The sequence below is a fragment of the Paracoccus sulfuroxidans genome (assembly GCF_007830335.1).
In the GTDB taxonomy this organism is placed as follows: Bacteria; Pseudomonadota; Alphaproteobacteria; order Rhodobacterales; family Rhodobacteraceae; genus Paracoccus; species Paracoccus sulfuroxidans.
The window spans coordinates 175,400-199,762 of the sequence record NZ_VLKU01000007.1; the positions used below are offsets into that span (position 1 = coordinate 175,400).

Annotated in this window: 27 protein-coding genes and 1 tRNA gene; 12 read left to right on the forward strand and 16 right to left on the reverse strand. The window is 65.5% G+C overall.

What is annotated here, in order from left to right; genetic code table 11:
• Positions 1-22 precede the first annotated feature (22 nt).
• Positions 23-850 carry a 4-hydroxy-tetrahydrodipicolinate reductase gene (gene dapB, locus IQ24_RS12465; protein WP_199756559.1) on the reverse strand — a complete coding sequence of 276 codons (828 nt, stop codon included), beginning with the start codon at positions 848-850 and terminating at the stop codon, positions 23-25.
• A 57-nt stretch (positions 851-907) separates the two neighbouring features.
• Here dapB and rbfA point away from each other — a divergent pair, with 57 nt between their 5' ends.
• From rbfA to truB, 3 genes are read left to right on the forward strand one after another with little or no spacing between them, the layout of a single operon-like run.
• Positions 908-1,333, forward strand: a complete 426-nt coding sequence (gene rbfA, locus IQ24_RS12470) for a 30S ribosome-binding factor RbfA (protein WP_145398300.1) — start codon at positions 908-910, stop codon at positions 1,331-1,333.
• Positions 1,323-2,078: a phosphodiester glycosidase family protein gene (locus IQ24_RS12475; protein WP_145398491.1), complete on the forward strand. Its 756-nt coding sequence runs from the start codon at positions 1,323-1,325 to the stop codon at positions 2,076-2,078. The genes rbfA and IQ24_RS12475 overlap by 11 nt, the downstream gene beginning before the upstream one ends.
• A gap of 1 nt (position 2,079) precedes the next feature.
• Positions 2,080-2,994 (forward strand): tRNA pseudouridine(55) synthase TruB, encoded by a 915-nt coding sequence (truB, locus tag IQ24_RS12480; RefSeq protein WP_145398302.1) that lies wholly within the window; start codon positions 2,080-2,082, stop codon positions 2,992-2,994.
• On the opposite strand, the gene IQ24_RS12485 is transcribed toward truB, so the two are convergent.
• The 8 genes from IQ24_RS12485 to IQ24_RS12520 form a co-directional block, all read right to left on the reverse strand.
• Positions 2,979-3,914 (reverse strand): MBL fold metallo-hydrolase, encoded by a 936-nt coding sequence (locus IQ24_RS12485; protein ID WP_145398303.1) that lies wholly within the window; start codon positions 3,912-3,914, stop codon positions 2,979-2,981. The genes truB and IQ24_RS12485 overlap by 16 nt on opposite strands.
• A gap of 108 nt (positions 3,915-4,022) precedes the next feature.
• Positions 4,023-4,670, reverse strand: coding sequence for a pseudouridine synthase (locus IQ24_RS12490; protein ID WP_145398305.1), 648 nt, complete (start codon positions 4,668-4,670; stop codon positions 4,023-4,025).
• Complete coding sequence (locus IQ24_RS12495; protein ID WP_145398307.1) at positions 4,667-5,293, reverse strand: LysE family translocator; 627 nt, start codon at positions 5,291-5,293, stop codon at positions 4,667-4,669. The genes IQ24_RS12490 and IQ24_RS12495 overlap by 4 nt, the downstream gene beginning before the upstream one ends.
• A 109-nt stretch (positions 5,294-5,402) precedes the next feature.
• Positions 5,403-5,858 (reverse strand): GAF domain-containing protein, encoded by a 456-nt coding sequence (locus tag IQ24_RS12500; protein WP_145398309.1) that lies wholly within the window; start codon positions 5,856-5,858, stop codon positions 5,403-5,405.
• A gap of 42 nt (positions 5,859-5,900) precedes the next feature.
• Complete coding sequence (locus IQ24_RS12505) at positions 5,901-6,380, reverse strand: anthrone oxygenase family protein (RefSeq protein WP_145398311.1); 480 nt, start codon at positions 6,378-6,380, stop codon at positions 5,901-5,903.
• A 96-nt stretch (positions 6,381-6,476) separates the two neighbouring features.
• Positions 6,477-7,307 (reverse strand): NAD-dependent epimerase/dehydratase family protein, encoded by an 831-nt coding sequence (locus tag IQ24_RS12510; protein WP_145398313.1) that lies wholly within the window; start codon positions 7,305-7,307, stop codon positions 6,477-6,479.
• Positions 7,304-8,149: a glycosyl transferase gene (locus IQ24_RS12515; protein ID WP_145398315.1), complete on the reverse strand. Its 846-nt coding sequence runs from the start codon at positions 8,147-8,149 to the stop codon at positions 7,304-7,306. The genes IQ24_RS12510 and IQ24_RS12515 overlap by 4 nt, the downstream gene beginning before the upstream one ends.
• Positions 8,146-9,363 carry an NAD-dependent epimerase/dehydratase family protein gene (locus tag IQ24_RS12520; RefSeq protein ID WP_145398317.1) on the reverse strand — a complete coding sequence of 406 codons (1,218 nt, stop codon included), beginning with the start codon at positions 9,361-9,363 and terminating at the stop codon, positions 8,146-8,148. Before IQ24_RS12520 ends, IQ24_RS12515 begins: the two co-directional genes overlap by 4 nt.
• 149 nt (positions 9,364-9,512) lie before the next feature.
• Between IQ24_RS12520 and IQ24_RS12525 the strand changes: the two genes are divergently transcribed.
• Positions 9,513-9,959, forward strand: coding sequence for an RrF2 family transcriptional regulator (locus IQ24_RS12525; protein WP_145398319.1), 447 nt, complete (start codon positions 9,513-9,515; stop codon positions 9,957-9,959).
• A 5-nt stretch (positions 9,960-9,964) separates the two neighbouring features.
• Here IQ24_RS12525 and IQ24_RS12530 read toward each other — a convergent pair whose 3' ends face one another.
• Entirely contained in the window at positions 9,965-10,963 is a 999-nt protein-coding gene (locus IQ24_RS12530; protein ID WP_145398321.1) for an FUSC family protein, read from the reverse strand.
• A 272-nt stretch (positions 10,964-11,235) separates the two neighbouring features.
• Here IQ24_RS12530 and IQ24_RS12535 point away from each other — a divergent pair, with 272 nt between their 5' ends.
• The 4 genes from IQ24_RS12535 (at position 11,236) to IQ24_RS12550 (ending at position 14,374) form a co-directional block, all read left to right on the forward strand.
• Positions 11,236-12,087, forward strand: coding sequence for a shikimate dehydrogenase (locus IQ24_RS12535; RefSeq protein ID WP_145398323.1), 852 nt, complete (start codon positions 11,236-11,238; stop codon positions 12,085-12,087).
• A complete protein-coding gene (coaE, locus tag IQ24_RS12540) occupies positions 12,084-12,680 on the forward strand; it encodes a dephospho-CoA kinase (protein WP_145398325.1) in 597 nt (198 codons plus the stop codon). The genes IQ24_RS12535 and coaE overlap by 4 nt, the downstream gene beginning before the upstream one ends.
• A complete protein-coding gene (gene dnaQ / locus IQ24_RS12545; protein WP_145398327.1) occupies positions 12,673-13,395 on the forward strand; it encodes a DNA polymerase III subunit epsilon in 723 nt (240 codons plus the stop codon). The genes coaE and dnaQ overlap by 8 nt, the downstream gene beginning before the upstream one ends.
• Before the next feature lie 73 nt (positions 13,396-13,468).
• Entirely contained in the window at positions 13,469-14,374 is a 906-nt protein-coding gene (locus IQ24_RS12550) for a YihY/virulence factor BrkB family protein (protein ID WP_242008134.1), read from the forward strand.
• A gap of 3 nt (positions 14,375-14,377) precedes the next feature.
• Here IQ24_RS12550 and IQ24_RS12555 read toward each other — a convergent pair whose 3' ends face one another.
• Genes IQ24_RS12555 through IQ24_RS12565 form a run of 3 tightly spaced genes read right to left on the reverse strand, consistent with a single transcriptional unit; the run spans position 14,378 to position 16,908 of the window.
• Complete coding sequence (locus IQ24_RS12555) at positions 14,378-16,165, reverse strand: sensor histidine kinase (RefSeq protein WP_242008136.1); 1,788 nt, start codon at positions 16,163-16,165, stop codon at positions 14,378-14,380.
• A gap of 6 nt (positions 16,166-16,171) precedes the next feature.
• Positions 16,172-16,759, reverse strand: coding sequence for an RNA polymerase sigma factor (locus IQ24_RS12560; protein WP_145398329.1), 588 nt, complete (start codon positions 16,757-16,759; stop codon positions 16,172-16,174).
• Entirely contained in the window at positions 16,756-16,908 is a 153-nt protein-coding gene (locus IQ24_RS12565) for a NepR family anti-sigma factor (RefSeq protein ID WP_145398331.1), read from the reverse strand. Before IQ24_RS12565 ends, IQ24_RS12560 begins: the two co-directional genes overlap by 4 nt.
• A gap of 92 nt (positions 16,909-17,000) precedes the next feature.
• Here IQ24_RS12565 and IQ24_RS12570 point away from each other — a divergent pair, with 92 nt between their 5' ends.
• The 4 genes from IQ24_RS12570 (at position 17,001) to glpK (ending at position 22,134) form a co-directional block, all read left to right on the forward strand.
• Complete coding sequence (locus tag IQ24_RS12570) at positions 17,001-17,804, forward strand: response regulator (protein ID WP_145398332.1); 804 nt, start codon at positions 17,001-17,003, stop codon at positions 17,802-17,804.
• A gap of 105 nt (positions 17,805-17,909) precedes the next feature.
• Complete coding sequence (locus tag IQ24_RS12575) at positions 17,910-19,013, forward strand: N-acetylglucosamine-6-phosphate deacetylase (RefSeq protein WP_145398334.1); 1,104 nt, start codon at positions 17,910-17,912, stop codon at positions 19,011-19,013.
• Between the two features lie 43 nt (positions 19,014-19,056).
• Complete coding sequence (glpD, locus tag IQ24_RS12580; RefSeq protein WP_145398336.1) at positions 19,057-20,631, forward strand: glycerol-3-phosphate dehydrogenase; 1,575 nt, start codon at positions 19,057-19,059, stop codon at positions 20,629-20,631.
• 15 nt (positions 20,632-20,646) lie between these two features.
• Positions 20,647-22,134 (forward strand): glycerol kinase GlpK, encoded by a 1,488-nt coding sequence (glpK, locus tag IQ24_RS12585; protein ID WP_145398338.1) that lies wholly within the window; start codon positions 20,647-20,649, stop codon positions 22,132-22,134.
• Positions 22,135-22,143: 9 nt separating this feature from the next.
• Here the strand turns inward: glpK and IQ24_RS12590 are convergent, their stop codons facing one another.
• From IQ24_RS12590 to IQ24_RS12600, 3 genes are all read right to left on the reverse strand, one after another.
• On the reverse strand, positions 22,144-23,109 hold the full coding sequence (locus IQ24_RS12590; RefSeq protein ID WP_145398339.1) for an NAD(P)H-dependent flavin oxidoreductase: 966 nt from the start codon (positions 23,107-23,109) through the stop codon (positions 22,144-22,146).
• 75 nt (positions 23,110-23,184) lie between these two features.
• Positions 23,185-24,240 (reverse strand): aldo/keto reductase, encoded by a 1,056-nt coding sequence (locus IQ24_RS12595; protein WP_145398341.1) that lies wholly within the window; start codon positions 24,238-24,240, stop codon positions 23,185-23,187.
• An 18-nt stretch (positions 24,241-24,258) separates the two neighbouring features.
• A tRNA-Sec gene (locus IQ24_RS12600) sits at positions 24,259-24,354 on the reverse strand.
• Positions 24,355-24,363 lie beyond the last annotated feature (9 nt).

The following is a 24,363-nucleotide window of genomic DNA, read 5'->3' on the forward strand; positions in this document are numbered from 1 at the left end:
GGGCAAGAGCCTCGCGCCGGGGTCAGAGACCCAGCACATCGGCCATATCGTATTCGCCCGGACCCTTGTCCTGACCCCAGATCGCAGCCCGCAGCGCGCCGCGGGCAAAGATTGCGCGGTCGCTGGCCAGATGGCGCAGGACCACACGCTCGCCATCGGCGGCGAAGATCACGTCATGCTCGCCCACGACATCGCCGCCGCGAATGGCTGAAAAGCCGATGCTGCCGCGTTCGCGCGCGCCGGTGATGCCCTCGCGCGCCGGGGTGCGCAGGGCGTCCAGCGTCTGGCCACGGCCCTCGGCCGCCGCCTCGCCCAGCATCAGCGCGGTGCCCGAGGGCGCGTCGACCTTCATGCGGTGATGGGCCTCGACGACCTCGACGTCCCAATCCTCGCCCAAAGCGGCGGCCACGCGGCGGGTCAGGCCGACCAGCAAGTTGACCCCAAGGCTCATGTTTCCGGCGCGGACGATGGGCGCATGGCGCGCGGCGGCGCGGATCTTCAGCAGATCATCCTCGGTCAGCCCGGTCGTGCCGATCACATGGACGGCGCGGGCCTGCGCGGCCAGTTCGGCGAAAGCCACGGTCGCGGCGGGAGAGGTGAAATCGATGACCGCCTGCGCCTTGGCGATGGTCTCGACCGCGTCGTCGCTGACCTGAATGCCCAGGGGCGCGCCCCCCATGGCCTCGCCCAGATCGCGGCCGATCCAGTCGCTGCCCGGACGCTCCAGCGCGCCGACCAGACGCACCTGATCCGAGGCGTTGACCACCTTGACCAGCATCTGCCCCATGCGACCCGACACACCCGTTACGACAATTCCCGGCTTTTCCACGTCCTGCCCCGTTTTCCACATCCTCGGGCCACGTCTATCCCGTTGCGGCGCGGCGCGCGACCCCCTACATCTGCGGCTATGGCACAGAACCGCTTTCAATCCGGGCACGGCCCCTCGCAGCGTCAGCTTCGCGTCGGCGAACTGATCCGGCGCACCCTTTCCGACGTGCTTCTGCGCGGGGACGTCCACGACCCCGAGCTGAACCGTCACTCGATCACCGTGGGCGAGGTCCGCACCTCGCCCGACCTGAAGGTCGCCACGGCCTTCGTGCTGCCCCTGGGCGGGCACGGCGCGGATGAGGCGCTGGCCGCGCTGCGCCGCAACTCGGCCGAGCTGCGCCATCTGGTCGCCAAGGCGATGACGCTGAAATACGCGCCGCAGCTGCGCTTCGTGCTGGACGAGACCTTCGACCGCATGGACGACACCCGCCGCCTGCTGAACGAAGACCGCGTGCGCCGCGATGTGGAGCATGACGACACCGATGACGGCGCGGATGACGAGTAGGCTGAAGCGCCGCCTTGGGCTTGCCATCGGCGCGCTGATCGCCATGACCCTGCCCGCGATGGCGGGGGTCTGCGAAAAGCGTCAGTTCGACGGCAAGGGCTATGTGATCTGCACGGTCGAGGCCGCGCAGGAGCCGAACCTGCAGCTGTGGCTGAACGACCCCGATGGCAAGGTCATGGGCGATTTCACCGCCGTACGCCGCAGCCTTGCGCCGGATGAGGTGCTGGGCTTTGCGATGAACGCGGGCATGTATCACCCCGATTACCGCCCCGTCGGCCTTTACATCAGCAAGGGTCGACAAGAGGGCGATCTGGTCACCGCAGGCGGCGGCGGCAATTTCGGCTTGCTGCCGAATGGCGTCTTCTGCACCGGCGGCGCGCGCCCGTTCCAGGTGATCGAATCCCGCGCCTTCCAGAAGGCCCAGCCCGAATGTCGGCTGGCCACGCAATCGGGTCCGATGCTGGTCATCGACGGAGAGCTGCACCCCCGCTTCCTGCCCGACAGCGACAGCCGCTATATCCGCAACGGCGTCGGCGTCTCGCCCGACGGGCAGACGGCATGGTTCGCGATCTCGGACCGTTCGGTCACGTTTCACGAGTTCGGGCGGCTTTTCCGCGACGAACTTGGCGCGCGCGATGCACTTTACTTTGACGGCTCGATCTCGCGCCTCTATGCACCCGACCTCAACCGCGCCGATTTCGGGCGTAGGCTTGGGCCGATCATAGGACTGACAGGACAGAACTGACATGGCGCGAAAAAAGGGACGCGATATCCACGGCTGGCTGATCGTGGATAAACCCGCAGGCATTGGCTCGACCGATGTCGTCAGCAAGGTCCGCTGGGCACTGGACGCAAAGAAGGCGGGCCACGCAGGGACGCTTGACCCCGATGCGACGGGCGTGCTGGCCGTGGCGCTGGGCGAGGCCACGAAAACCGTGCCGATCCTGACCGATGCGCTGAAGGCCTATGACTTCACGGTGAACTGGGGGGCCGAGACCTCGACCGACGATGCCTCGGGTCAGGTGCTGCGCCAATCGGACGCCCGCGCGGAAGCCGATGCGATCCGCGCGGCGCTGTCGGGCTTCATCGGCGACATCATGCAGGTCCCGCCCACCGTCTCGGCCGTCAAGGTCGACGGAGAGCGCGCCTATGACCTCGCCCGCGAAGGCGAAGAGGTGCAGCTGGCCGCCCGCCCGCTTTGGGTCGAATCGCTGGACCTGCTGGGCAGCACGTCCGACACCGCCGATCTGCGCATGGTCTGCGGCAAGGGCGGCTATGTCCGCGCCATCGCCCGCGACCTGGGCCGCACGCTGGGCTGCCTTGGCCATGTGGCCCATCTGCGCCGCATCTGGTCGGGCCCCTTCGACGCCGAACAAGGCATCGCCTTCGACCGCATCGACCGCGCCAATCAGGCCGAGATCGAGGCCGCGCTCCTGCCCCTCGACGCCGCGCTCGCCGACCTGCCGCAGATGCAGGCGACCGAGCTTGGCGCCACCCGCATCCTGAACGGCAATCCCGGGCAGGTGTTGGGCCACGCCGATTTCGGCACCGAGGTCTGGGTCAGCCGCGCCGGACGCGCGCTCTGCATCGGCCGCTACATGGGCGGCGAGGTCCAGCCCTCACGCGTCTTCAACCTGCCCGGCAATCACCAGCCGAACTGATAGGTCGCCGGGAAAAAGCGATAGCCCGCCTCCGCGTCTCCGCCGATATAGCCAAGCGCGGGGAAGGGGAAGTGATAGGAAATCAGCGGGATCCCCTCTGTCGCCAGCCGCGCCAGCAGCCGCTTGCGGTTCTCGACGCCCATGTCCTTGTCCACATCGAAGCGGACATGCCAGCCGGGACGCTGCACGGTATAGACATAGTGGTTGAAGCTGTCGCCCGAGATCAGCAGCTTCTCCCCCTCACTCTCCAGCAGAAAGACCATATGCCCCGGCGTATGGCCAAAGGCCGCCTCGGCGCGAATGCCGGGCAGAACCTCATCGCCATCCTCGATCAGTCGCGCCTTCGCGATCAAAGGCAGCACATTCGCGCTATAGGCATCGCTGGGATTGGCCGCCCAATATTCATTCTCCAGCCGCCCCGCCACCAGCAGGGCCTTCGGAAAATTCGGCTTCCCGCCCGAGATCAGCCCGCTGATGTGATCGGGATGCATATGGGTCAGCACGACATGCGTCACCTCCTCGGGCGCATGCCCCGCCGCAGCCAAGGCCGCTGCATTGATCTCGGGCATCATGCCCGTGTCAAACAGCACCAGCGCCTCCGGCGTCTTGACCAGAGTCAGCGCGAATGACGCGCCCGAACGATCCGCCGGAATGAAATTCGCCTTGCTGAGCGCGTTGAACTCCTCCGGATTGGCGCCCAGCCCAAAGGTCTCGATGGGGTTTTGCGACATGCTGGCCCCGCCCAGCAGGGTCACGACCTCGAAACCACCCAATGAGATGCGATGGACGCGCGGCCCCGGCTCGGCCGGGCTCTCGGCCTCAGCGGCCTGCGCCTCTACGCGCCCCGCCAAAACCGGCGCGGCGCAGGCGGCAACCCCCAAGGTCATGGCGGCCCTGCGACTGATATCCAGATCCTGCATCTTCGCTGCTCCTCTGACGATTGACCCGTCCAGAGTAACCACCCGCAAGCCGATCCGGATCCCCGCATCTTCTTCGTTGTCCAAATACCCATTCTTCGACCCAAGGCCTCAGAAGGGCGCCGGTTCCTGAAAGCTCATCATCACGCCGCTGTCGGGATGACGGATGCGCAGGCTCTCGGCATGCAGCATCAGGCGCGGGAAATCCGCAGCCTCCCCCTCGGCATAAAGCGGATCGCCCAGGATCGGATGGCCCAGCGACAGCATATGCACGCGCAGCTGATGGCTGCGCCCGGTCACCGGCATCAGCCGCACCCGCGTCTCATTGCCGGTGTGGCGGACGACGCGCCAATCGGTCTGCGCGGACCTGCCGTTTTCATGATCGACCATCTGCCGGGGACGGTTCGGCCAGTCGACGATCAAGGGCAGATCGACGCGGCCCTCTTTCGGCTCCAGCCGCCCGTAGAGGCGCGCCACATAGGTCTTCTTGACCAGCCGCTCTTCGAACTGCCGCGCCAGATGGCGCTGGGCATGCGGCGTCAGGCCAAAGATCATCACGCCCGAGGTGTCCAGATCCAGTCGATGCACCAGCAGCACGGTCGGAAACGCCCCGCGCAGACGCGCGATCAGGCAATCCGCCCGATCCTCACCCCGACCCGGCACCGACAAAAGCCCGCTGGGCTTGTTGACCACCAGAATCTCGTGATCGGCATGGAGGATCCCCGGCGCCTCATCCGGAGGGGCATAGACAAAGCTCATTTCACCACAAGCCGAATGGCCAGCCCGGCAAACATCACGGCGGCGATCTTGTTCAGAATGCCCATGCGCTTGCCCATCACGCTGCCCGCCAGCCCGGCCACGATGCCATAGCCCATGGTGACCAGCGTTCCGCTGATGACAAACATCAGCCCAAGGCCAAAGATCTGCTGCCAGATCGGGCCGTATTCGGGGCGGGTGAACTGCGGCAGGAAGGCCAGAAGGAACAGCACGGGCTTCGGGTTCAAGAGGTTCAACATCATCCCCCGCCGGATGATGTTCCACGTCCGGACCGAACCGCGCGCCGTCGGATCAACCTCGCCCGCCGTCCAGCTTTTCCACGCCAGAAACAAAAGATAGCCCGCGCCCGCATATTTGATCACCGTCAGCGCCTCGGGGTGGGCGGCGACAAGCGCGCCCAGCCCGACAGTCGCCAGCACCAGATGCACGATCACGCCCATCCCGACGCCAAACCCGGCCAATGCGCCCGCGCGTGGCCCGCCCTGCAGGCCGCAAGCGCTGGCAAAGAACACATCCTGCCCCGGCGCGAAATTCAGCACCAGCGCGCCCCCCATGAAGGTCAGGATCGCCTGCAGCGGGATGTTCATCATCGTGTCCCAGATCATCGCGGTCCTGTCCCCGGTCGCGCCTGGCGCGAGTTGCGAAATTCGACTCGGGCTCTTTTAATCCGCCGCGCCGGTCATGAAAACAGCGCAGCGCATCCGTATGCCGGGCTCACAACTGGCCGAAGGTCTCGGCGAGGATGGCCTGCAGTGCCTCGGAATCCGCTTCCGTGAAGGCGTCAGGCTGGTCGCTGTCGATGTCGAGAACACCGATCAACCGCCCACCAGAGGCATAGACAGGGATCACCAGTTCCGACCGGGTGCTGCTGGCGCAGGCGATATGGCCGGGGAAGGCATCGACATCGGGGACCAGCTGCACCTGACCCGTGCGGGCCGCCGCGCCGCAGACCCCGCGCGAGAACGGGATCACCAGACAGCCGTGACCGCCCTGATAGGGGCCGATCTTCAGCATCTCGGGTCCGGTGACGCGGTAAAAGCCCGTCCAGTCAAACCGGTCGTCGGCGTGGTGGATCTCGCACGCCAGGGTCGCCATCAGCGCGACCTCATCGGTCTCGCCATGGGTCAGGCTGCGAAGGGTGCGGGCAAGGGTGGGATAATCGACGATCATGCGCGCCAGTCTAGGCCCAAGCCCAAGGCCACGCCACGCAAATCAGCGGAAACGGCGCGAGCGCTGCAGCGCGCCAAGCGTCAGGGCTGTGGCAACAAGACAGCCCAGCGTGCGCAGGTGGTTCAGCATGGTCCAGCGCTGCTGATACTGCCCCCACATCGCCAGCCCCTCGGCCGAGGTCGGGTCAATCACCGCCAGCGCCCGGTTCAGTGGCACATTCCCCCAGGCCGTCAGCGCGAACCCCGCCAGCAGATAGACCACGCTGCCCGACAGCAGCCACGGCCAGCCGGTGCCGCGCGACAAGATCGCGCCAAGCGCCCCCAGAACCGCTGCCACCAGCGCGCCCCAGAAACCGATGGCGAACCAGGGATTGATGACCGCGATATTGATCTGCTGCATCGCCAGCATGCCGCTGTCGGCGGGCATCCGGTTCAGCCCCGGCATCACCACGACGGAAAAGGCAAAGAAGAACCCGGCCATCAGGCCGAAAAAGACCACACAGACGGCGGCGAGCAAACGCATGAAAACCTCGGGCACTGATGACTGGCCGCCAGATTGCGCCAGCCTTGAAGTCCGGGCAACGCGGCGAAGCGAGGGGCAGCGGTTTCTTGCCCCGGCTCAACCCTCGCGCGACTCCGCGATGATCTGCGGCAGGTCGCGGTGCAGCCGCTCCAGCCCCTGCGGGGCCCAGCCCAAAGCATGCAGCCGCGCGCAATCCAGCACCCGCAACATCCGCGCATCCTCGCGCATGGGGGGCTGGTGGTGGCTGCCGGTGATCGCGGCAACGCCGGACAGGAGGTCGTGGTGGTCCAGCGTCAGGTCGCTGACGTTATAGGCCTTGCTCATCCCGGGATCGCCCAGCACCAGCAGCGCAGCCTCGGCCAGATCGGCGCCATGCACCTCGGTCGCCGCACGCGAGGGCACGGCACGCCCGGCCAGAAAATCGCGGATCAGGGGGGCCCATTTCTGCGGCAGACCGGGGCCAAAAACGCCGGTCGGGCGCAGGCTGGCGGTCAGGAAATCCGGCGTGGCCATGTCGGCCAGCGCGACCTCGGCCTGCGCCTTCACCTCGCCGTAAAGGCTGGTCGGAAGCACGGGCATGTCGTCGGTCAGCAGGGTGCCGTCCGGGTGGCCGTCATGGACCGCGCGCGACGACAGGAACAGCACGCGCGCAACCCCGCTGTCCCGCGCCGCCGCGAACAGCCGCAGCGAGCCGTCGAGGTTGTCGCGGATGAAGCCTTGCGGGTCGTCGCCCTCTCCCCCGCGATAGCGGCCCGGCGCGTGGCGGAAGGCGGCGTGGATCAGGGCGTCATGGCCGGTCAGATCGGGCGCATCGCCAAGGGTGTAGGCCGGGCGCGACAGGGCGGTGACCTCATGCCCGGCGTCGCGGGCGGCCGCCGCGATCCAGCGGCCCACCAACCCCGTCGTCCCGGTGATGGCGATCTTCATGCGCGACCCGGTGGGGGCGGAAGATCGGACAGATCGGGCACCGGCCCGTCAGAGGCATGCGCTTTCCACAGATCGATCAGCACGCGCAGGCTGTCGGCCTTGGCGTGATCCTGCCACGGCTTTTCATATTGGTAATGCAGGATGCGGATGTCTTCCCATTTCCACAATTCCGGCAGGTTCAGCCAGACATATTGCAGCATGTTGTCGAAGACCGGCAGGCCGTGCCAGTTCGGGAAATAGCTTTCCAGAAAGGTCTGGTCGGTGCGCCGCCAGAAAATACCCGGCTGATCCAGCCGCGCCAGCATATCCTCGAACCGCGCTTGCGAGGGGCACGCGGTGAAGACGCCCGAGTTCAGGCGGTGAAAATCGGCAAGGCTTTCATAGACATTCGGGGCCGCGCTGAATTCGGGATAGTCGAACAGCCGGTCGATGTTCTGCAGCACGATGGCATCGGCGTCGATGAAGACCACCTGCCGGTAATCCAGCAACTGCCACAGCCGCAGCTTCGCGAAGTTGTAAAGCGGAGAGTGAAAGCCCGGCTTCTCGCCCTTGGTGAAGGGCGCCGCCGCGTGCAGGCGGTCGCGCGCATGGGCGGCGTTGAACGCCTCCGAGGTCGGCAGCAGCCCGATATAGGGCGTCCGCGCGCCCAAGGCGGCCAGCCCCGCCACGCCCGCACCGTCGCGGTCGGTGTGCATGACGACAATATCGGCATCGGTGCGCGTGCGCTTCAGCGAGCGCACCAGTGCCTCGGCCCCCGGCACATAATCGGAATTGGCGACCAAGGTGACAAAGGCGCGGTAGGACCGCGCCTTGTCATCACCGTGAAAGACCGGCCCGTTCACGAGACGGAACGCAGCCTTTTGCCCTCGGGGTCATGCTCGACCCGCTTGGCGATATCCTTGGTCCAGGCAGAGACGGCAGGCACGCGCGAGCGGTCGATGCGGTGGGCGTATTTCTTCGCGACCTCGACCACCTCGGTCAGCAGACCATCGGCCAGCGTGATCGGCTGCAGGCCCAGCGCAAGGAACTGGTCATTCTTGACGATCAGGTCGTTTTCCTCGGCCTCTTTGCGCGGGTTCGGCAGATAGGCAACCTCGGCCCCGGTCAGCTTGCCGATCAGCTCGGCCAGATCGCGGACGCGGTGGGTCTCGGTCATCTGGTTGAAGATGCGCACGCGCTCACCCGCCTCGGGGGCGTCGTTCAGCGCGAGCTCGATGCAGCGGACCGAGTCCTGAATATGGATGAAGGCGCGGGTCTGGCCGCCGGTGCCATGCACGGTCAGCGGATAGCCGATGGCCGCCTGAATGAGGAAGCGGTTCAGCACCGTGCCGTAATCGCCGTCATAGTCGAAGCGGTTGATCAGCTGCTCGTGCCGACGGGTCTGGTCGGTATGGGTACCCCAGACGATGCCCTGATGCAGGTCGGTGATCCGAAGCCCGTCATTCTGCGCGTAGAACTGGAACAGGATCTGATCCAGCGATTTCGTCATGTGATAGACCGAGCCGGGCTTGGTCGGATACAGGATCTGCTGGCCCTTCTTGCCGCTGGGCGTGTCGATTTCTATATCCAGATAGCCTTCCGGGATCGGCGCGCCGACACTGGAATAGCCATAGACGCCCATGGTCCCCAGATGGACCAGATGCGCGTCGATGCCGGTTTCGACCAACGCGGCCAGCAGGTTATGCGTCGCGTTGGTGTTGTTGTTGACGGTATAGACCTTGTGACGGTCGGTCTTCATCGAATAGGGCGCGGCGCGCTGTTCGGCGAAATGGATCACCGCGTCGGGGCGCAGATCGGCCAGCCACTGCTTCAACCGCTCGTATTCGGTGGCAAGGTTCAGCAGGTGGAAATGGATCTTGCGGCCCGTTTCTTGCTGCCAGATGCGGCACCGCTCTTGAATGGAGTCCATGGGGGTCAACGACTGCACGCCAAGCTCGGTATCGATCCAGCGTCGCGACAGGTTGTCGACGATGTGGATCTCGTGGCCAAGGTTGGAAAGATGCAGAGCGGTTGGCCAGCCGACGAACCCGTCTCCGCCAAGAACAGCGATGCGCATCGAATACTCCTTACTTCTCCGCGGCAGGTGTGCGCCGTGGGTGTGTCACTTAAACGACAGTTTTACGATTGTCCCGTGAAACTGCTGCAAAACTCTTCAGGAACTCCGAATTCATTGCATGTGTTCCTTTCGAAAGTTATGGCTGCGATATGATCTCACAGAAGACGAAATACGCCATAAAGGCGCTGATGGAACTGGCCGACGAAACCGCCGCCGGCGGAATTGCGCTGACCATCGAGGAGATTGCCCTGCGTTCGGGCGCGCCCAAGCGTTTTCTGGAGCATATCATGCTTGAGCTGCGCAACGCGGGCTATGTCGGCTCTCGTCGCGGGCGTTCGGGCGGATATGTGCTGATCAAGAAGCCCAATGAGATCTCGATCGGCGAATTGCTGCGCCAGGTTGACGGCCCGATTGCGCCGCTGCCCTGCCTGTCGCGCCGATCCTATCAGCGCTGCGAAGACTGCACCGATGAGGCCAGCTGCCGTTTGCGCAAGATGTTCGGTCAGGTGTTCTGGTCCTATCTGCTGCTGATCGAATCGCTGACGCTGGCCGATCTGGTGGAAGAGGGCGGCCTGCCCGAGCCTGCGGCGCTTTAGCCCGCTTAGCTCTGGGGTTTTGCGCCGATCCGGGTAAAGACGGCGGCGAACAGGAAGGCCGAGATCACCAGCGCCACGCCCCCCTGCACATGCGCGGAAAGCCCGTGCCCGGCCGTGCCAGCCTCGGCTGACAGCAGGAAGCACATGTTCGCATCCAGGCCGAAGGGCGCAAGGCGGGGATGCGCGCGCACCAGCGCGCCCGCCGCGATGAAGGCCAGGGCCAGCAGCAGCGCCATCCCCTCGGGGTCGGGCAGGGCCATGTCCAGCGCCCGATAGGCAATGGCCGCAGCCACGCCGATGGCCCCGCCCAAAGGCATGTATTTCAGGATCGGCGTCGGATTGCGGCTGGTCCCGATGATCAGGCTGAAGATCGTCAGCGCCATTGCCGTCGCGATGCCCGCAGGCCCGCCGATTGCCAGCAAAGCCAGCGCGCCCAGCAGCGTCGTGACCCCGATGATCACCCCATGGCGCAGCGTGACGCCTGCCGGAGGATGCAGCCGCAAGGGATGGCTGTCCGTCCGCGTCGGCGTGAAAAGGAAGGTGATGACGGTGACCGAGACCGTGCCGATCAGCGTGCACCACACCCGGTCCGCCGCCAGCGCCGTCGCATCAATCGGATGATCCAGTGCCGGGATCAGCACCACCGCCAGCGTGATCGCCGCCAGCAGGACGCCATAGCTGTAGATCGTCCCGATCCAATAGGCCGCAGCGCCCGCCAGGCCCGCGCCCAGCACCAGAACCGCGATCCAGACGGCATGCGAGGGCACATGAACCAGCACCAGCCAGCCGATGAGCGCCCCCAGAAGGGTGCCCGCAATCCTCAGGATCGCGCGCAAAAGCAGATCCTGACGATAGGGCTGCGCCACCACCCAGACCGGCATCGCGGCCCAGAAGGCATTGTGCAGCCCCAGTTGCACCGCGACCGTCAGCGCGATCCCTGCCGCCGCGAAAAGCTGCAATGCGCGGAACAACCACGCGCGGTCCTGACCTGTCACCGAAGCCATCCCCGTCTGATAAGCGTCTTGCGAGAAAGCCGGGCCGCAAGGCTCGGCCCGCCATCTATAACCCGATGGCAATGCTCAACCGCAAGGCCCAGTGATTGGTTTCGCGCGGGCGTGATCTGGCGCGCGGCAGACACAGTGCGGCCACTTTCAGCCCCCGGTTCGGGAATGAGCTTGACCGTTTGGCCCACTGGCGGCAGGTCTTGGGAAAGCCTGCCCATATCCATGGTGTGCGGGGTCAGACCTGTCGCGCCGGTTCTTATTGAAAAACGACTATGCAACCCTCTTCTGAGCCCGAAGTTCGCAACATACCGCTGGCCGGGGTCATCGGCTGGCCGATTGCCCATTCCCGCTCTCCGGCCCTGCATGGCCATTGGCTGAAACGCTATGGGATCAGCGGCCATTACGTCCCCGTCCCTGTCATGCCCGAACATCTGGCCGAGGTGCTGCGCGCGCTGCCGCGCATGGGCTTCGTGGGGGCGAATGTCACCATTCCGCATAAGGAAGCGGTGCTGACGCTGGCCGATGTGGTCACCGATCGCGCGGCCCTGATCGGGGCAGCGAATACGCTGATCTTTCGCCCGGATGGCAAGATCCACGCCGACAACACCGACGGCTATGGCTTCATCGCCAATATCCGCCAGCATGCACCCGGCTGGATCCCCGATCTCAGCCCGGCGGCGGTGATCGGCGCAGGCGGCGCGGCGCGCGCGGTCGTCGCCTCGCTGCTGGAAAGCGGCGTGCCGGAATTGCGCATCACCAACCGCACCCGCATCCGGGCCGAGCAGATCCGCTCGGAATTCGGGGCCAAGGTCGTCGTCTATGACTGGGCCGAGGCGGGCAATATGCTGGAAGGCGCGATGACGGTGGTAAACGCCACCTCGATGGGCATGGTCGGCAAGCCGCCCTTGCGTGTGCCGCTGGACGCGCTGGCTCCGGGCACGCTGGTCACCGATCTGGTCTATACGCCGCTGATGACCCCCTTCCTACAAGAGGCCGAGGCGCGCGGCTGCGACGTGGTCGACGGCCTTGGCATGCTGCTGCATCAGGCCGCCCCGGGGTTCGAGCGCTGGTTCGGCCAGCGCCCCGAGGTCGATGATGACCTGCGCCGCGCGGTTCTGGGATGAGCTTTCTGCTGGGGCTGACCGGCGGCATCGGGATGGGCAAATCCACCGCCTCGGCGATGTTTCGCGAGCTGGGCCACCCCGTCTGGGACGCGGATGAGGCCGTGCATCGCCTTTATGCGCCGGGCGGGGCGGCGGTCGCGCCAGTCGCGGCGGCCTTTCCGACCGCGCTGGTCGATGGCGGCATCGACCGGGGCGCGCTGAAAGCGGTGCTGGCCGTCGAACCCGAGGCCCTGACCCGGTTGGAGGCGCTGGTTCATCCGCTGGTCGCCGCCGACCGCGCGGCCTTCATCGCCCGCCACCCCGATGCGCCGATCATCGTGCTGGACATTCCGCTGCTTTACGAAGGCGGCTCGGAACGGAGCATGGACGGCGTTGCGGTAGTCTCGGCCCCCGCCGAGGTCCAGCGCGCCCGCGTGATGGCGCGCCCCGGCATGACGCAAGAGACGCTGGATCTGATCCTCTCGCGGCAGATGCCCGACGCCGAAAAGCGCAAGCGCGCCGACTGGATCATACCTTCGGACAGTCTGGAGGGCGCGCGGGCCGCCATCGTGGACATCTGCAACGAAATCATGGCAAGACCGCCCCATGCGTGAGATCGTTCTGGATACCGAAACCACGGGCTTCGACCCGACGACGGGCGACCGGATCGTCGAGATCGGCGCCATCGAGCTTCTGAACCACCTGCCGACCGGGCGGACCTTTCACGTCTACATCAACCCCGAACGCGCCATGCCCGAGGACGCCTTCAAGGTGCACGGCCTGGGCGATGAATTCCTGAAGGACAAACCGAAATTCGCCGAGATTGCCGGCGATTTCGTGACCTTCATCGGCGAAGATGCGCGGCTGGTGATCCATAACGCCAGCTTCGACATGAAATTCCTGAATGCCGAGCTGACCAAGGTCGGCATCCCCGCGATGCCCAACAACCGGGCCATCGACACGCTGGAAATCGCCCGGCGCAAGTTTCCGGGCGCGCAGAACTCGCTGGATGCGCTTTGCCGCCGCTTCCGCATCGACAACTCGAACCGGACGCTGCACGGCGCGCTTCTGGACAGCGAATTGCTGGCCGAGGTCTATCTGGCGCTGAAGGGCGGCCGCCAACCGGGTCTGGTGCTGGAAGACGCGGGCACGACCGGCGCCGATGGCAGCGCGCAGACTGGCCCCGGCGCGACCGCCGCGCCGCGCGGGCCAAGGCCGCGCGCGCTTGCACCGCGATTGACACAGGATGAAACCGCCGCGCATGAGGCCTTTGTCGTCAAGATGGGCGACAAGGCCCTGTGGCTTAGATACAAGGCAGCCGCGAACTGAAGCGGCCCTGCCGGGGTTGCGCTTATGGGCTGCGGGACGGGAAAGTGATCGGAATGGTAACGAGGAACGGCCTTTGATCCGCGAGTGGTGGAACTTCATCATGGCGATCTTCGAGCGTATGGACAAAATCCATATGAGCCTGATCGCTGCGGGCGTGGCCTTCTACGCCATGTTTGCCGTCTTCCCCGGATTGGCGGCGTTCTTTGCCATCTGGGGCCTGTGGTATGATCCGCAGCTGATCGAGCAAACGATCCACACCACCGACGAATTCATCCCCACCGGTGCAGCCGACATCCTTTACGGCCAGATCAAATCGCTGGTCGCCGCGGGGCCCACGCAACTGGGCTGGACCACGGCAATCTCCTTCCTGATCGCCACGATTTCCGCCCGCGCGGGCGTCGATTCCTTGATCCGAGGGTTGAACGCGGCGCATGGCGTGCGCTCTCATTCGACGATCATGGGCTTTTTGCTGGCCTATTTCCTGACGCTGGTCATCGTGGGCGTCGTTCTGCTGGGGCTGGCCACCATCATTCTGGTGCCGCTGGCCTTCAACTTCCTGCCCGCGACGCCGATGCGCAGTTGGCTGGTCAGTTCGATTCCCTGGGCCTCGATCTTCCTGATCGTGCTGGTGGTGATCGGGATTCTGTATCGCTATGGCCCGAACGTGAAGACGCCACGCACAGCGCTGTTCACCTGGGGCTCGCTGTTCGCGGCGCTGTCATGGGCGGCGGTCTCCTATGGATTTTCGGCCTATCTGGGCAGCTTCAACAGCTACAACCGGATCTATGGCTCCATCGGGGCGGTGATCGCACTGCTGATGTGGTTCTATCTGGGCGGGTTTACGGTGATGCTGGGCGCGCTCATCAACCTAGAGCTGGCCCGCCGCCGCCGCTTCGTCGCCGCCAAGGCCCTGCGCCAAAGCACGCAGGCCCAGCGAGACGAACGTGACCGCGAGAAAGCCGACCAAACGCCCGGCTAGGGCCTAGTGGCGTGAGCCGGGGCGCGCAGCCGAGGTCAGTACCACCTGCTGCTGGGGCAGGGCATGGCTTGGCAGATCCTCGACCTTGAAGCGCAGGCTCAGCCGATAGCTGTCGGCGGTCGAAACCGCGCTCGCCTCTCCGTCCAGCTGGGTCGAGAACGCCTCGATCAGCTGGCTGCCGAGCCCCGTCCCCTCGGCATCCGTCGCCGCACCGACCGAGTTTTCGACCTCCAGCACCACCTCTTTCGGGCCGTCGATGCGCAGGGTCACGCGCACCCATGGCTGACCGCCGCCAACCGGGGCGCTGGCATATTTCAGCGCATTGGTGAAGGCCTCGGTCGTCAGCAGTGACAGCGGCACGGCCTGATCGGGCATCAGGATCAGCGGCTCAAGATGGGTCTCGATGCGCAGATTCGCACCGGGATCAAGGCTGGCGTTGGTCATCTGGTTGATGATGTCATGGATCAGCCGGTCCGCCTCGACCGCGTCCAGCTGTTCGGCCTGATAGAGGTTGCGATAGATGGTCGCCAGCGACGCCACCCGGTCCTGCACCGAGCGCAGCACGCGCTTGGCGTCATCATGTTCGATCATGCGGATCTGCATGTTGATGATCGAGGCGATCAGTTGCAGGTTGTTCTTGACCCGGTGGTGAACCTCTTTCAGCAGGATGGTCTTTTCCTGCACCGCCTCCTCCATCGCCGCCTCATCGCGGATCAGGATGCGGGCCATATTGTGGAAGGTCTGGCTCATGTCGACGATCTCGGCCGGGGCGTCGGTCAGGACCGGCGGTGGCGCGCTACGCTCACCAATGGCGAAGCGGCGCATCTGGCCGCGCAATTCGCGGATGTTGCGCAAAACCAACCGATAGACGGCAAAATAGGCCACGATCAGCGAGGCCGCCCACAGGAACAGCGTCAGCAGCGGCGCCGTGCGCCGGGTCACGTCGATGCCGCCGATCCCCGCCTCGATGCGGTTCCAGCTGCCCAGCGCATAGACGAGGCCGGGGACGACCGGGATGACGCTGAAAACGCGCTGCTCATCCTCGTTCGAGAGGTCGTTGAACGTCGTCTCGCTGCGCGACAGAAGCGAGGAGAGCGCCTTCCCCTTGGGCAGGATGCGGCGATAATCCTCGATGTCGCGGTCGGTCGACAGGACCTCTCCGGCGGTGTTGAAGGTCAGGATGCGCGCTTCCTCGGTGCCGGGATTCGACATATGCGAGGACCGCAGCAGGTCGCGCGAAATGGCGATGGCGACGTAACCCTGCAGCTCAGCCTCGCGGTAAAGCGGCTGCGCGACGATGACATAATCCATCGAGCGATCCGCCCCCGGTTCGCTGGAGGTCACGATGGTCGTCTGGTTTTTCTGGAACAGCTTGAAGGTCTTGCGGTTCGAGACGTCAATCGGCTCGGGCAACGACAGGCAGTCGGTCTTGCCGTCCATCCGGGTGAAGCCTGCATAGGCATAGTTGACCGAACGCTCGACAAAGCTGCGCATGATGTCCGAACAGGCCTCGGGGCGGTCCATCGTCTCCAGCACGGCCGGGCCCAGCGCATCGGCTGTGCCCAGCGCACCCAGAAGCAACGCGCGCTCACCCGCAGCGGCGGTGGCGGTCCGGCCCAGCAGGGCAATCTCGGCCGAACGCTCGTATTCGCGCGACAGGTGCAGCGTCTGGATCAGCGAGATCAGCCCGATGGGCAGAATGGCCAGCGACAGCAGGCTGCCCAGCCGGAAACCCAGCCTTTTGGTGAACTCAAGCCTTTCGCGTATCCGCCGCAGCATCCAGTCGGACACGGCAGGTCAACGCATCAACGGGTTGTTCTGGTTCATCACCGCCAGCGTCGCACTGTCGGTCATGTCCAGCGATTCACCGTCCATCAACTGCAGCAGTTCGGCCAGACGCTTACGCCCCCGGTTGGCGCGCGATTTGACCGTGCCAACGGCCACACCGGTCATCTCGGCCGCCTCCTCATAGGAAAAGCCCGAGGCCCCGACCAGAATCAGCGCCTCTCGCTGTTCGTCGGGCAGCTTCTCGAAGGCCGCGCGGAAGTCGTTCATCGCCAGCCGCCCGTCATGTTCGGGCTTGGTCGCGCGCCGCGCGGCATGGATGCCGTCGGTGTCGCTGACCTCGCGCCGGGTCTTGCGATGGGCCGAATAGAAGGTGTTGCGCAGGATGGTAAACAGCCACGCACGAAGATTTGTCCCGGGCTGAAACTTGTCGATATGGGTCCACGCCTTGACGATGGTGTCCTGCACCAGATCGTCGGCGGATGCCCCTTCGCGGGTCAGCGACAGCGCGAAAGCGCGCAGCGCGGGCAGGTGTTCGACAAGTTCGTCACGCGGGTCGCCGCATTGCGCAGCGGGTTTTTTCTGGCCGGATTGGGTCATTTACCGTCCTGTCCACGCAATTGCTCAAGCAGATCCAGGAACCGGTCGGGTATCTTTTCGGTCGTATCTTCTTCGTAAACACGCTTCAGGTTTTCATCGATCTGCTTTTCGATCGCTGCCTTTCTGCGTTCATCCCGCTTGGTCGTCATTCCTGCCATCTTCCCGAGAAACTTGTGTGCACGCGGCTCAACAGTTAGGTAACTTGAAGAGTTCCAAGCACAACAGAGAATTCGAGGAGACTATGGCTGTAGCTGACCTGGCGCAAGCAATCCGGCGTGAACTGCCCTTCCTGCGCCGCTATGCGCGCGCACTGACGGGCAATCAGACCGCCGGCGACAATTATGCGGCGGCGACTTTGGAGGCCATTCTCAGCGACCGCTCGTTGATGAATGACGATGACACGCGGATCGGTCTTTACCGGACGTTCCATGCCATCTGGACCAGCTCCGGCCAACCGGTCGAGCAGGACAGCCTGCCCACGCGCGAAGCCCGCGCCCAGCAGCACCTGACCGCGCTGACCCCGAACTCGCGCGAGGCCCTGCTGCTGCGCACGATCGAGGAAATGCGCTACGACCAGATCGCCCGCGTCATGCAATGCGAACAGGCCGAGGCCGAAGAGCTGGTGCAGATCGCCCTGACCGAGATGAGCCGGGCGATCAAGGGCCGCGTGATGATCATCGAGGATGAGACGATCATCGCCATGGACCTCAAGGGCATCGTTCAGGCCATGGGCCATGAGGTGACCGGCATCGCCCGCACCCATAGCGCCGCGATCCAGCTGGCGGGCAACAGCACGCCGGACCTGATCCTGGCCGATATCCAGCTGGCCGATGGCTCATCGGGTATCGATGCGGTCAACGAGTTGATGGGCACGCTGGGCGAGATCCCGGTGATCTTCATCACCGCCTTCCCCGAGCGTCTGCTGACCGGCGACCGGCCCGAACCGGCCTTCCTGATCCCGAAGCCCTTCTCGGAAGAGCAGGTGCGTTCGGCCGTCAGCCAGGCAATGTTCTTCGCCTCGACCGAGGGGCTGAACGCCGCCTGAGGCCTCTGCCAAAAGATCCCGTAGCGACCCCTGTGCCGCTGCGGGAATGGCCCTCGCGGCCCCGAAGATGCTTGACCACAGGACTGCCTCGCGCAATCTGGCATCATGTTGATCGCTGCTGATAAAACCTATCTCGACGGGTCGCTTTGCCCCGGCCTCGCCCTTGAAATTCAAGGCGGGCAGGTGCGCGCGCTGCGCCCCCTTGGCCGCGACCGCCCCGATCTGAGCGTCTCGGTTCTGGCCCCCGGCCTGACCGATCTGCAGGTGAACGGCGGCGGCGGCGTTCTGGTCAACACCTCGCCCACGCCCGAAGGTCTGCGCGCCATCCGCGCCGCGCATCTGGGCCTTGGCACCGCCGCCCTTCTGCCCACCGTCATCACCGACGCCCCCGAGGTGCTGGAGGCCGCCGCCGATGCCGCCATCGCCTGCAGGGGCGAGCCTGGGCTGGAGGGGCTACATATCGAGGGTCCGCATATCTCGGCCCGGAAGAAGGGCACGCATGAGGCGCGCCACATCCGCCCGCTGGATCAGCGCGGCATGGCGGTTCTGCGACGCCTGCGCGCGGCTGGGGTGCCCGTTCTGCTGACCCTCGCGCCCGAAGAGACCGACCCCGCCCTGCTGCGCGAAGCGGTGGCCATGGGCGTGACCGTCTCGGCCGGGCACAGCATGGCCAGCGCCGATCAGGCCCGTCAGGCGATGGCCGATGGCGTGACCATGTTCACCCATCTTTTCAATGCGATGCCGCAGATGGAATCGCGCGCGCCCGGCATCATCGCCGCCGCGATCCTCTCGGATGCCTATGTGGGCCTGATCGCCGACGGCATCCATGTCGATTGGGACGCGCTGCGCGTCGCCATGGCCGCGCGGCCGCGGGTGGATCGCAGCTTTCTGGTTTCGGACGCGATGCCGACGGTCGGCGGCCCGGACAGCTTCATCCTTTACGGCCAGCCCATCCATGTCGACAACGGGCGGCTGGTGAACGCGCAGGGCGCGCTGGCGGGCGCGCATGTCAGCCTGTTGGATTGCGTCCGCAGGCTGGTCGCGCATACGCCCGTGCCGCTGGAAACGGCGCTGCAAATGGCCTCGGATATCCCGCGCCGCGCCATGGGCCTTGCCCCCCTGCGGCTTGAGGCGGGGCTGCCCGTGGATCAGGTGCTGGCGCTGGACGGGCCGGAACTGGCGCGCGTCAGCCTGCCTCTGGCCCCATGATGCCCCATTCGACCCGAACCCACCCGGAAGGACCGGCCCCACGATGACCAACCAGATCAGTGACCTTTTCATCATCGGCGGCGGCATCAACGGCTGCGGCATCGCACGGGACGCGGCGGGGCGGGGGCTCAGCGTCTCACTGGCGGAAATGGGCGATCTGGCGCATGCGACCTCCTCGGCCTCGACCAAGCTCTTTCACGGCGGGCTGCGCTATCTTGAGTATTTCGAGTTTCGGCTGGTCCGCGAATCCCTGCATGAGCGCGAGGTGCTGCTGCGCGCCATGCCGCATATCAGCTGGCCGATGCGCTTCGTGCTGCCCTATTCGCCGAAGATGCGGTTCCGCTCGGACACGCCGACGTCGCGGCTGATGAACAAGGTGATGCCCTGGACGCGGCACCGGCGGCCCGCCTGGCTGATCCGGCTGGGCCTGTTCATCTATGACAGCCTTGGCGGACGCAAGCTGCTGCCCGGCACCCGCAAGCTGGACCTGACCACGGACGAGGCCGGAAAGCCGCTGAAACCCGGCTATGACATCGGCTGGGAATACAGCGATTGCTGCGTTCAGGACGCAAGGCTGGTGGTGCTGAACGCCCGCGACGCCAAGGCCCGTGGCGCGCAGATCATGACCCGCACGCGCGTGACGCAGGCCCGGCGCGAGAGCGATCTGTGGCTTGTCGAGACCGAAGGCCCCGACGGCCCGCAGACCCACCGTGCCCGCGCGCTGATCAACGCCGGTGGCCCCTGGGTCGGCGACGTCATCCACGACACGATCCATGTCGAGTCGCGCGAACATATCCGTCTGGTGCGCGGCAGCCATATCGTCGTGCCGCGCCTTTACGATCATGAGCGCAGCTATTTCTTCCAGGGTTCGGACGGGCGCATCATCTTCGCCATCCCGTTCGAGCAGGATTTCACCCTGATCGGCACCACCGACATCGACCACCAGAGCGACCCGGACAACCCGCGCTGCTCGGACACCGAGGCGCAATATCTGTGCGAATTCGCCTCGCAATATTTCAAGGCTCCGGTGACGCGCGAGCAGATCGTCTGGACCTATTCCGGCGTCCGGCCGCTTTACGACGACGGCGCAAGCTCGGCCACGGCGGCGACGCGGGATTATGTGCTGCGCACCGATGAAAACGGGCCGGTGCTGCTGAACGTCTTTGGCGGCAAGATCACCACCTATCGCCGTCTGGCCGAGGCCGCGCTGAAAAAGCTCGCCCCGCATTTCCCCGAGGCCGGGCAGGCATGGACGGCGGGCGTGCCGCTTCCGGGCGGGGATTTCCCGGTCGATGCGGTGAAAGACCTGATCGTGCGGCTGCTGGCCGATTATCCCTTCCTCAACCACGCCTGGGCAGTGCGGCTGGTGCGCGCCTATGGCACCGATGCGCAGCTGATCCTGGGCGGCGCGCGCACGCGTGAGGATCTGGGCCATGACTTCGGCGCCGACCTGACCGAGGCCGAGCTGCTCTGGATGATGCAGAAGGAATTCGCCCAGACGGCCGAGGATGTGGTCTGGCGCCGCTCAAAACAGGGGTTGCGGCTGAATGCTGACCAGATCGCGGCGATTGACGACTGGATGGAGGGGCTGAAGACTGGGGATGGCGCGCAGGGCTGAACGGAAGGGGCAGGGATGACGGACCATATTCTGGCGATCGATCAGGGCACGACCTCGTCCCGCACCATCATCTTTGACGCCGACTTGCGGGTAAAAGCCGTCGCGCAAGAGGAATTCCGCCAGATCTTTCCCGCCCCCGGCTGGGTCGAACATGACGGCAAGGACCTGTGGTCCACGACCGCAGGCACCGCCCGCGCCGCCATCGAGCGCGCGGGCCTGCGCCCCGCCAGCATCGCCGCCATCGGCATCACCAACCAGCGCGAAACCACGCTGATCTGGGACCGCGACACCGGCGTGCCCATCCACAACGCCATCGTCTGGCAGGACCGCCGCACCGCTGACATCTGCGAGGCGCTGCGCGCCGCCGGGCATGAGCCGATGATCACCCATCGCACCGGGCTGCTGCTGGACCCCTATTTCTCGGCCACCAAGGTGAAATGGATCCTCGATCACGTCGAGGGCGCGCGAGAGAAGGCGCAGGCGGGGCGGCTCGCGTTCGGGACGGTCGACAGCTATCTGATCTGGCAACTGACGGGCGGGCGCGCGCATGTGACCGACGCCACCAACGCCGCGCGCACCATGCTTTACAACATCCGCGAGGGTCGCTGGGACGACGATATCTGCAAGCTGCTGGAGATCCCGACCGCGCTTCTGCCCGAGGTTCGCGATTGCGCGGCGGAATTCGGCATGACCCGTGCCGATCTGTTCGGGCGCGAGATCCCCATTCTGGGCGTCGCGGGCGATCAGCAGGCGGCCACTGTCGGGCAGGCCTGCTTTCAGCCGGGCATGGTGAAATCGACCTATGGAACCGGCTGCTTTGCCCTGATGAACACCGGGGGTGAGCTGGTCGAAAGCCAAAGCCGCCTGCTGGGCACCATCGCCTATCAGCTGGGCGGCAAGCCGACCTATGCGCTGGAAGGCTCGATCTTCATTGCGGGCGCTGCGGTGCAATGGCTGCGGGATGGGTTGAAGCTGATCCGGGCCTCTGGTGAGACACAACAATTAGCGATGAATTCAGACCAACAACAAAATGTTGTATTGGTTCCCGCCTTCACCGGCCTTGGCGCGCCCTATTGGAAGCCCGATTGCCGGGGCGCGATCTTTGGCCTGACGCGCAACACCGGTCCAGCGGAATTCGCCCGCGCGGCGCTGGAAAGCGTGGGCTACCAGACCCGCGACCTGCTGGAGGCGATGCAGAAGGACCGCACGGCGTCAGAGGACGCGGTTCTGCGGGTCGATGGCGGCATGTCGTCCTCGGACTGGACGATGCAGTTTCTGGCCGACATCATCGGCGCGCCGGTCGACCGGCCGAAGGTCACGGAGACCACCGCGCTTGGCGCGGCCTGGCTCGCGGGCATGCAGGCGGGCATCTACCCCGGACCCGAGGAATTCGCCCGGAACTGGATGCTGGAGCGCAGGTTCGAGCCCGCCATGCCCGAGGAAGAGCGTACGCGGCGCTTCGCAGGCTGGAGCCGCGCCGTTCAGGCCACGATCATGGCGTAAGCCGCGCGCCTAGCCGCAGATCTCGGCGCGCGCCAAGGCATATTCCGCTGCCAGCTGGTCGATATAACCGCCTGCGGGCTGAATCTTCTTGATCGCACCGATCCCCTGACCCGAGCCCCAGATCTGGCTCCACGCCTTGGCCTTTCCAGCCGCTGCGCCGAAATCCATCTTGGTGGGATCGGCCGTTTCCAGCGCCTCCGGATCCATCCCGGCGTTGCGGATCGAGGGGGCCAGATAGTTGCCATGCACCCCGGTGAACAGATTGGTGTAAACGACGTCGGCAGCCTTGCTGTCGACGATCATCTGTTTGTAGTCGGGCACGGCATTCGCCTCGGTCGTGGCGATGAAGGGACTGCCGATATAGGCCAGATCCGCGCCCATGGCCTGCGCGGCCAGAACCGCCCGGCCGGTCGCGATCGCGCCCGACAGCAGCAGGGGGCCGTTGAACCACTGGCGAATTTCCTGAACCAGCGCAAAGGGCGATTCCTGCCCCGCATGGCCGCCCGCGCCTGCCGCCACCGCGATCAGCCCGTCCGCGCCCTTCTGGATCGCCTTCTGGGCAAAGGTGTTGTTGATGACGTCATGCAGGGTGATTCCGCCGCAATCATGCGCGGCCTCGTTCACCTCGACCCGGGCGCCAAGGCTGGTGATCCAGATCGGCACGCGGTGGCGGTGGCAGATCTCGATATCACGCTCCAGCCGGGCGTTGCTGCGGTGGACGATCTGGTTGACCGCAAAGGGCGCGGCGGGACGGTCGGGGTTCGCCTGATTGTGGCGGTCCAGCTCTTCCTGAATGCGGGTCAGCCAGAGGTCCAGTAGCGGCGGCTCACCGTCCTTTTCGCGCGCGTTCAGCGCCGGGAAGCTGCCCACGATGCCCGCCTTGCATTGCGCGATCACCAGGTCCGGCACCGAGACGATGAACATCGGCGAGGCGACGACGGGAATGCGCAGATTGGCAAGAATGGGGGGCAGCATGGATCTCTCCTCGGGTGTTGTCGCGGGGCAGATTGGGCATCTTCGCGCCCCGCGCCAAGCTTTTCGTCACGTCGCCTAGAAGGGCATCGGGTGTTCCCGGTGCAGCTTCTCGATCCGGCCCAGTTGCTGCTCGTTCAGCCGCAGGTCGAGGCCGGAGAGCAGATGGACAAGCTGCGTCACATTCGTCGCGCCGATGATCGGGATGACGGGGAAGGGGCGCTGACGGGTCCAGGCGATGGCCATGTGGATCGGATCGACGCGCAGCTCATTGGCCAGCTTCTGATAGGCCGCGACAGCCTGCTCGGCCCGCACGGTGCGCCGCCCGCCCAGATCGGCGGCCCCGCCGGTGGCGCGGTCGACGGCGGCACGGCTGCCCTGAGGCTCGGCCCCGTTGCGGTATTTGCCGGTCAGAAGCCCCGCTGCCAGCGGTGAATAGGCCAGCAGGGTGACGCCTTCGTTCACCGCGACCTCGGCCAGATCGGTGTCGTAAAGGCGGTTCAGCATCGAGTATTCGTTCTGGATCGCGACGACGCGCGGACCTTTCGTGCGCTCGGCCTGATCGATCCAGCGCAGCGTGCCCCAAGCGCTTTCGTTCGACAGACCAAAGGCGCGGACCTTGCCCGCCTTCACCGCCTCATCCATGGCGTCCAGCACATCGGCCATATGGTCCAGCGTGCGGGTCTTGTCCTGATGCGAGGGGTTGTAATCCCAGTTCTGGCGGAAGGCATAGCTGCCGCGCACCGGCCAGTGCAGCTGATAAAGATCAATGTAATCAGTCTTCAGCCGCGCCAGCGACTCGTCCAGCACCCGGCGCAGGATCGCGCCACTATAGCCCTCACGCCGCACGCGGTCGCTGGGGCCGCTGATCTTGGTCGCGATCTGGACCGCGCTGCGGTCGCCGCGCCCGGCCAGCCAGTCGCCGATGATCTCTTCGCTGCGGCCGATGGTCTCGCTGCGGACCGGATTGACCGGATACATCTCGGCGGTGTCCAGAAAGGTCACGCCAGCCTCGACCGCGCGGTCCATCTGGTGATGCGCGTCGCTGGCGTCCGTCTGATTGCCGTAGGTCATCGTTCCCAGACAGACATCGCTGACCACGACATCGCTGGTCCCAAGCCTTAGTGTTTGCATGGATACCCTTTCCATCCTTGGCGGAAGAGAATGGGAGTCGAACCCACCCGGGACAGGCTCGCTGCCCCAACCGGATTTGAAGTCCGGCCGCCCCACCGGGGACGCTTCTCTTCCTTCACCCAC

Bases quoted from the DNA above. Each gene is read 5' to 3' on its own strand.
- dapB (WP_199756559.1), bottom strand. From the start codon at position 850: ATGTGGAAAACGGGGCAGGACGTGGAAAAGCCGGGAATTGTCGTAACG.
- rbfA (WP_145398300.1), top strand. From the start codon at position 908: ATGGCACAGAACCGCTTTCAATCCGGGCACGGCCCCTCGCAGCGTCAG.
- IQ24_RS12475 (WP_145398491.1), top strand. From the start codon at position 1,323: ATGACGAGTAGGCTGAAGCGCCGCCTTGGGCTTGCCATCGGCGCGCTG.
- truB (WP_145398302.1), top strand. From the start codon at position 2,080: ATGGCGCGAAAAAAGGGACGCGATATCCACGGCTGGCTGATCGTGGAT.
- IQ24_RS12485 (WP_145398303.1), bottom strand. From the start codon at position 3,914: ATGCAGGATCTGGATATCAGTCGCAGGGCCGCCATGACCTTGGGGGTT.
- IQ24_RS12490 (WP_145398305.1), bottom strand. From the start codon at position 4,670: ATGAGCTTTGTCTATGCCCCTCCGGATGAGGCGCCGGGGATCCTCCAT.
- IQ24_RS12495 (WP_145398307.1), bottom strand. From the start codon at position 5,293: ATGATCTGGGACACGATGATGAACATCCCGCTGCAGGCGATCCTGACC.
- IQ24_RS12500 (WP_145398309.1), bottom strand. From the start codon at position 5,858: ATGATCGTCGATTATCCCACCCTTGCCCGCACCCTTCGCAGCCTGACC.
- IQ24_RS12505 (WP_145398311.1), bottom strand. From the start codon at position 6,380: ATGCGTTTGCTCGCCGCCGTCTGTGTGGTCTTTTTCGGCCTGATGGCC.
- IQ24_RS12510 (WP_145398313.1), bottom strand. From the start codon at position 7,307: ATGAAGATCGCCATCACCGGGACGACGGGGTTGGTGGGCCGCTGGATC.
- IQ24_RS12520 (WP_145398317.1), bottom strand. From the start codon at position 9,363: ATGCGCATCGCTGTTCTTGGCGGAGACGGGTTCGTCGGCTGGCCAACC.
- IQ24_RS12525 (WP_145398319.1), top strand. From the start codon at position 9,513: ATGATCTCACAGAAGACGAAATACGCCATAAAGGCGCTGATGGAACTG.
- IQ24_RS12530 (WP_145398321.1), bottom strand. From the start codon at position 10,963: ATGGCTTCGGTGACAGGTCAGGACCGCGCGTGGTTGTTCCGCGCATTG.
- IQ24_RS12535 (WP_145398323.1), top strand. From the start codon at position 11,236: ATGCAACCCTCTTCTGAGCCCGAAGTTCGCAACATACCGCTGGCCGGG.
- coaE (WP_145398325.1), top strand. From the start codon at position 12,084: ATGAGCTTTCTGCTGGGGCTGACCGGCGGCATCGGGATGGGCAAATCC.
- dnaQ (WP_145398327.1), top strand. From the start codon at position 12,673: ATGCGTGAGATCGTTCTGGATACCGAAACCACGGGCTTCGACCCGACG.
- IQ24_RS12560 (WP_145398329.1), bottom strand. From the start codon at position 16,759: ATGACCCAATCCGGCCAGAAAAAACCCGCTGCGCAATGCGGCGACCCG.
- IQ24_RS12565 (WP_145398331.1), bottom strand. From the start codon at position 16,908: ATGACGACCAAGCGGGATGAACGCAGAAAGGCAGCGATCGAAAAGCAG.
- IQ24_RS12570 (WP_145398332.1), top strand. From the start codon at position 17,001: ATGGCTGTAGCTGACCTGGCGCAAGCAATCCGGCGTGAACTGCCCTTC.
- IQ24_RS12575 (WP_145398334.1), top strand. From the start codon at position 17,910: ATGTTGATCGCTGCTGATAAAACCTATCTCGACGGGTCGCTTTGCCCC.
- glpD (WP_145398336.1), top strand. From the start codon at position 19,057: ATGACCAACCAGATCAGTGACCTTTTCATCATCGGCGGCGGCATCAAC.
- glpK (WP_145398338.1), top strand. From the start codon at position 20,647: ATGACGGACCATATTCTGGCGATCGATCAGGGCACGACCTCGTCCCGC.
- IQ24_RS12590 (WP_145398339.1), bottom strand. From the start codon at position 23,109: ATGCTGCCCCCCATTCTTGCCAATCTGCGCATTCCCGTCGTCGCCTCG.
- IQ24_RS12595 (WP_145398341.1), bottom strand. From the start codon at position 24,240: ATGCAAACACTAAGGCTTGGGACCAGCGATGTCGTGGTCAGCGATGTC.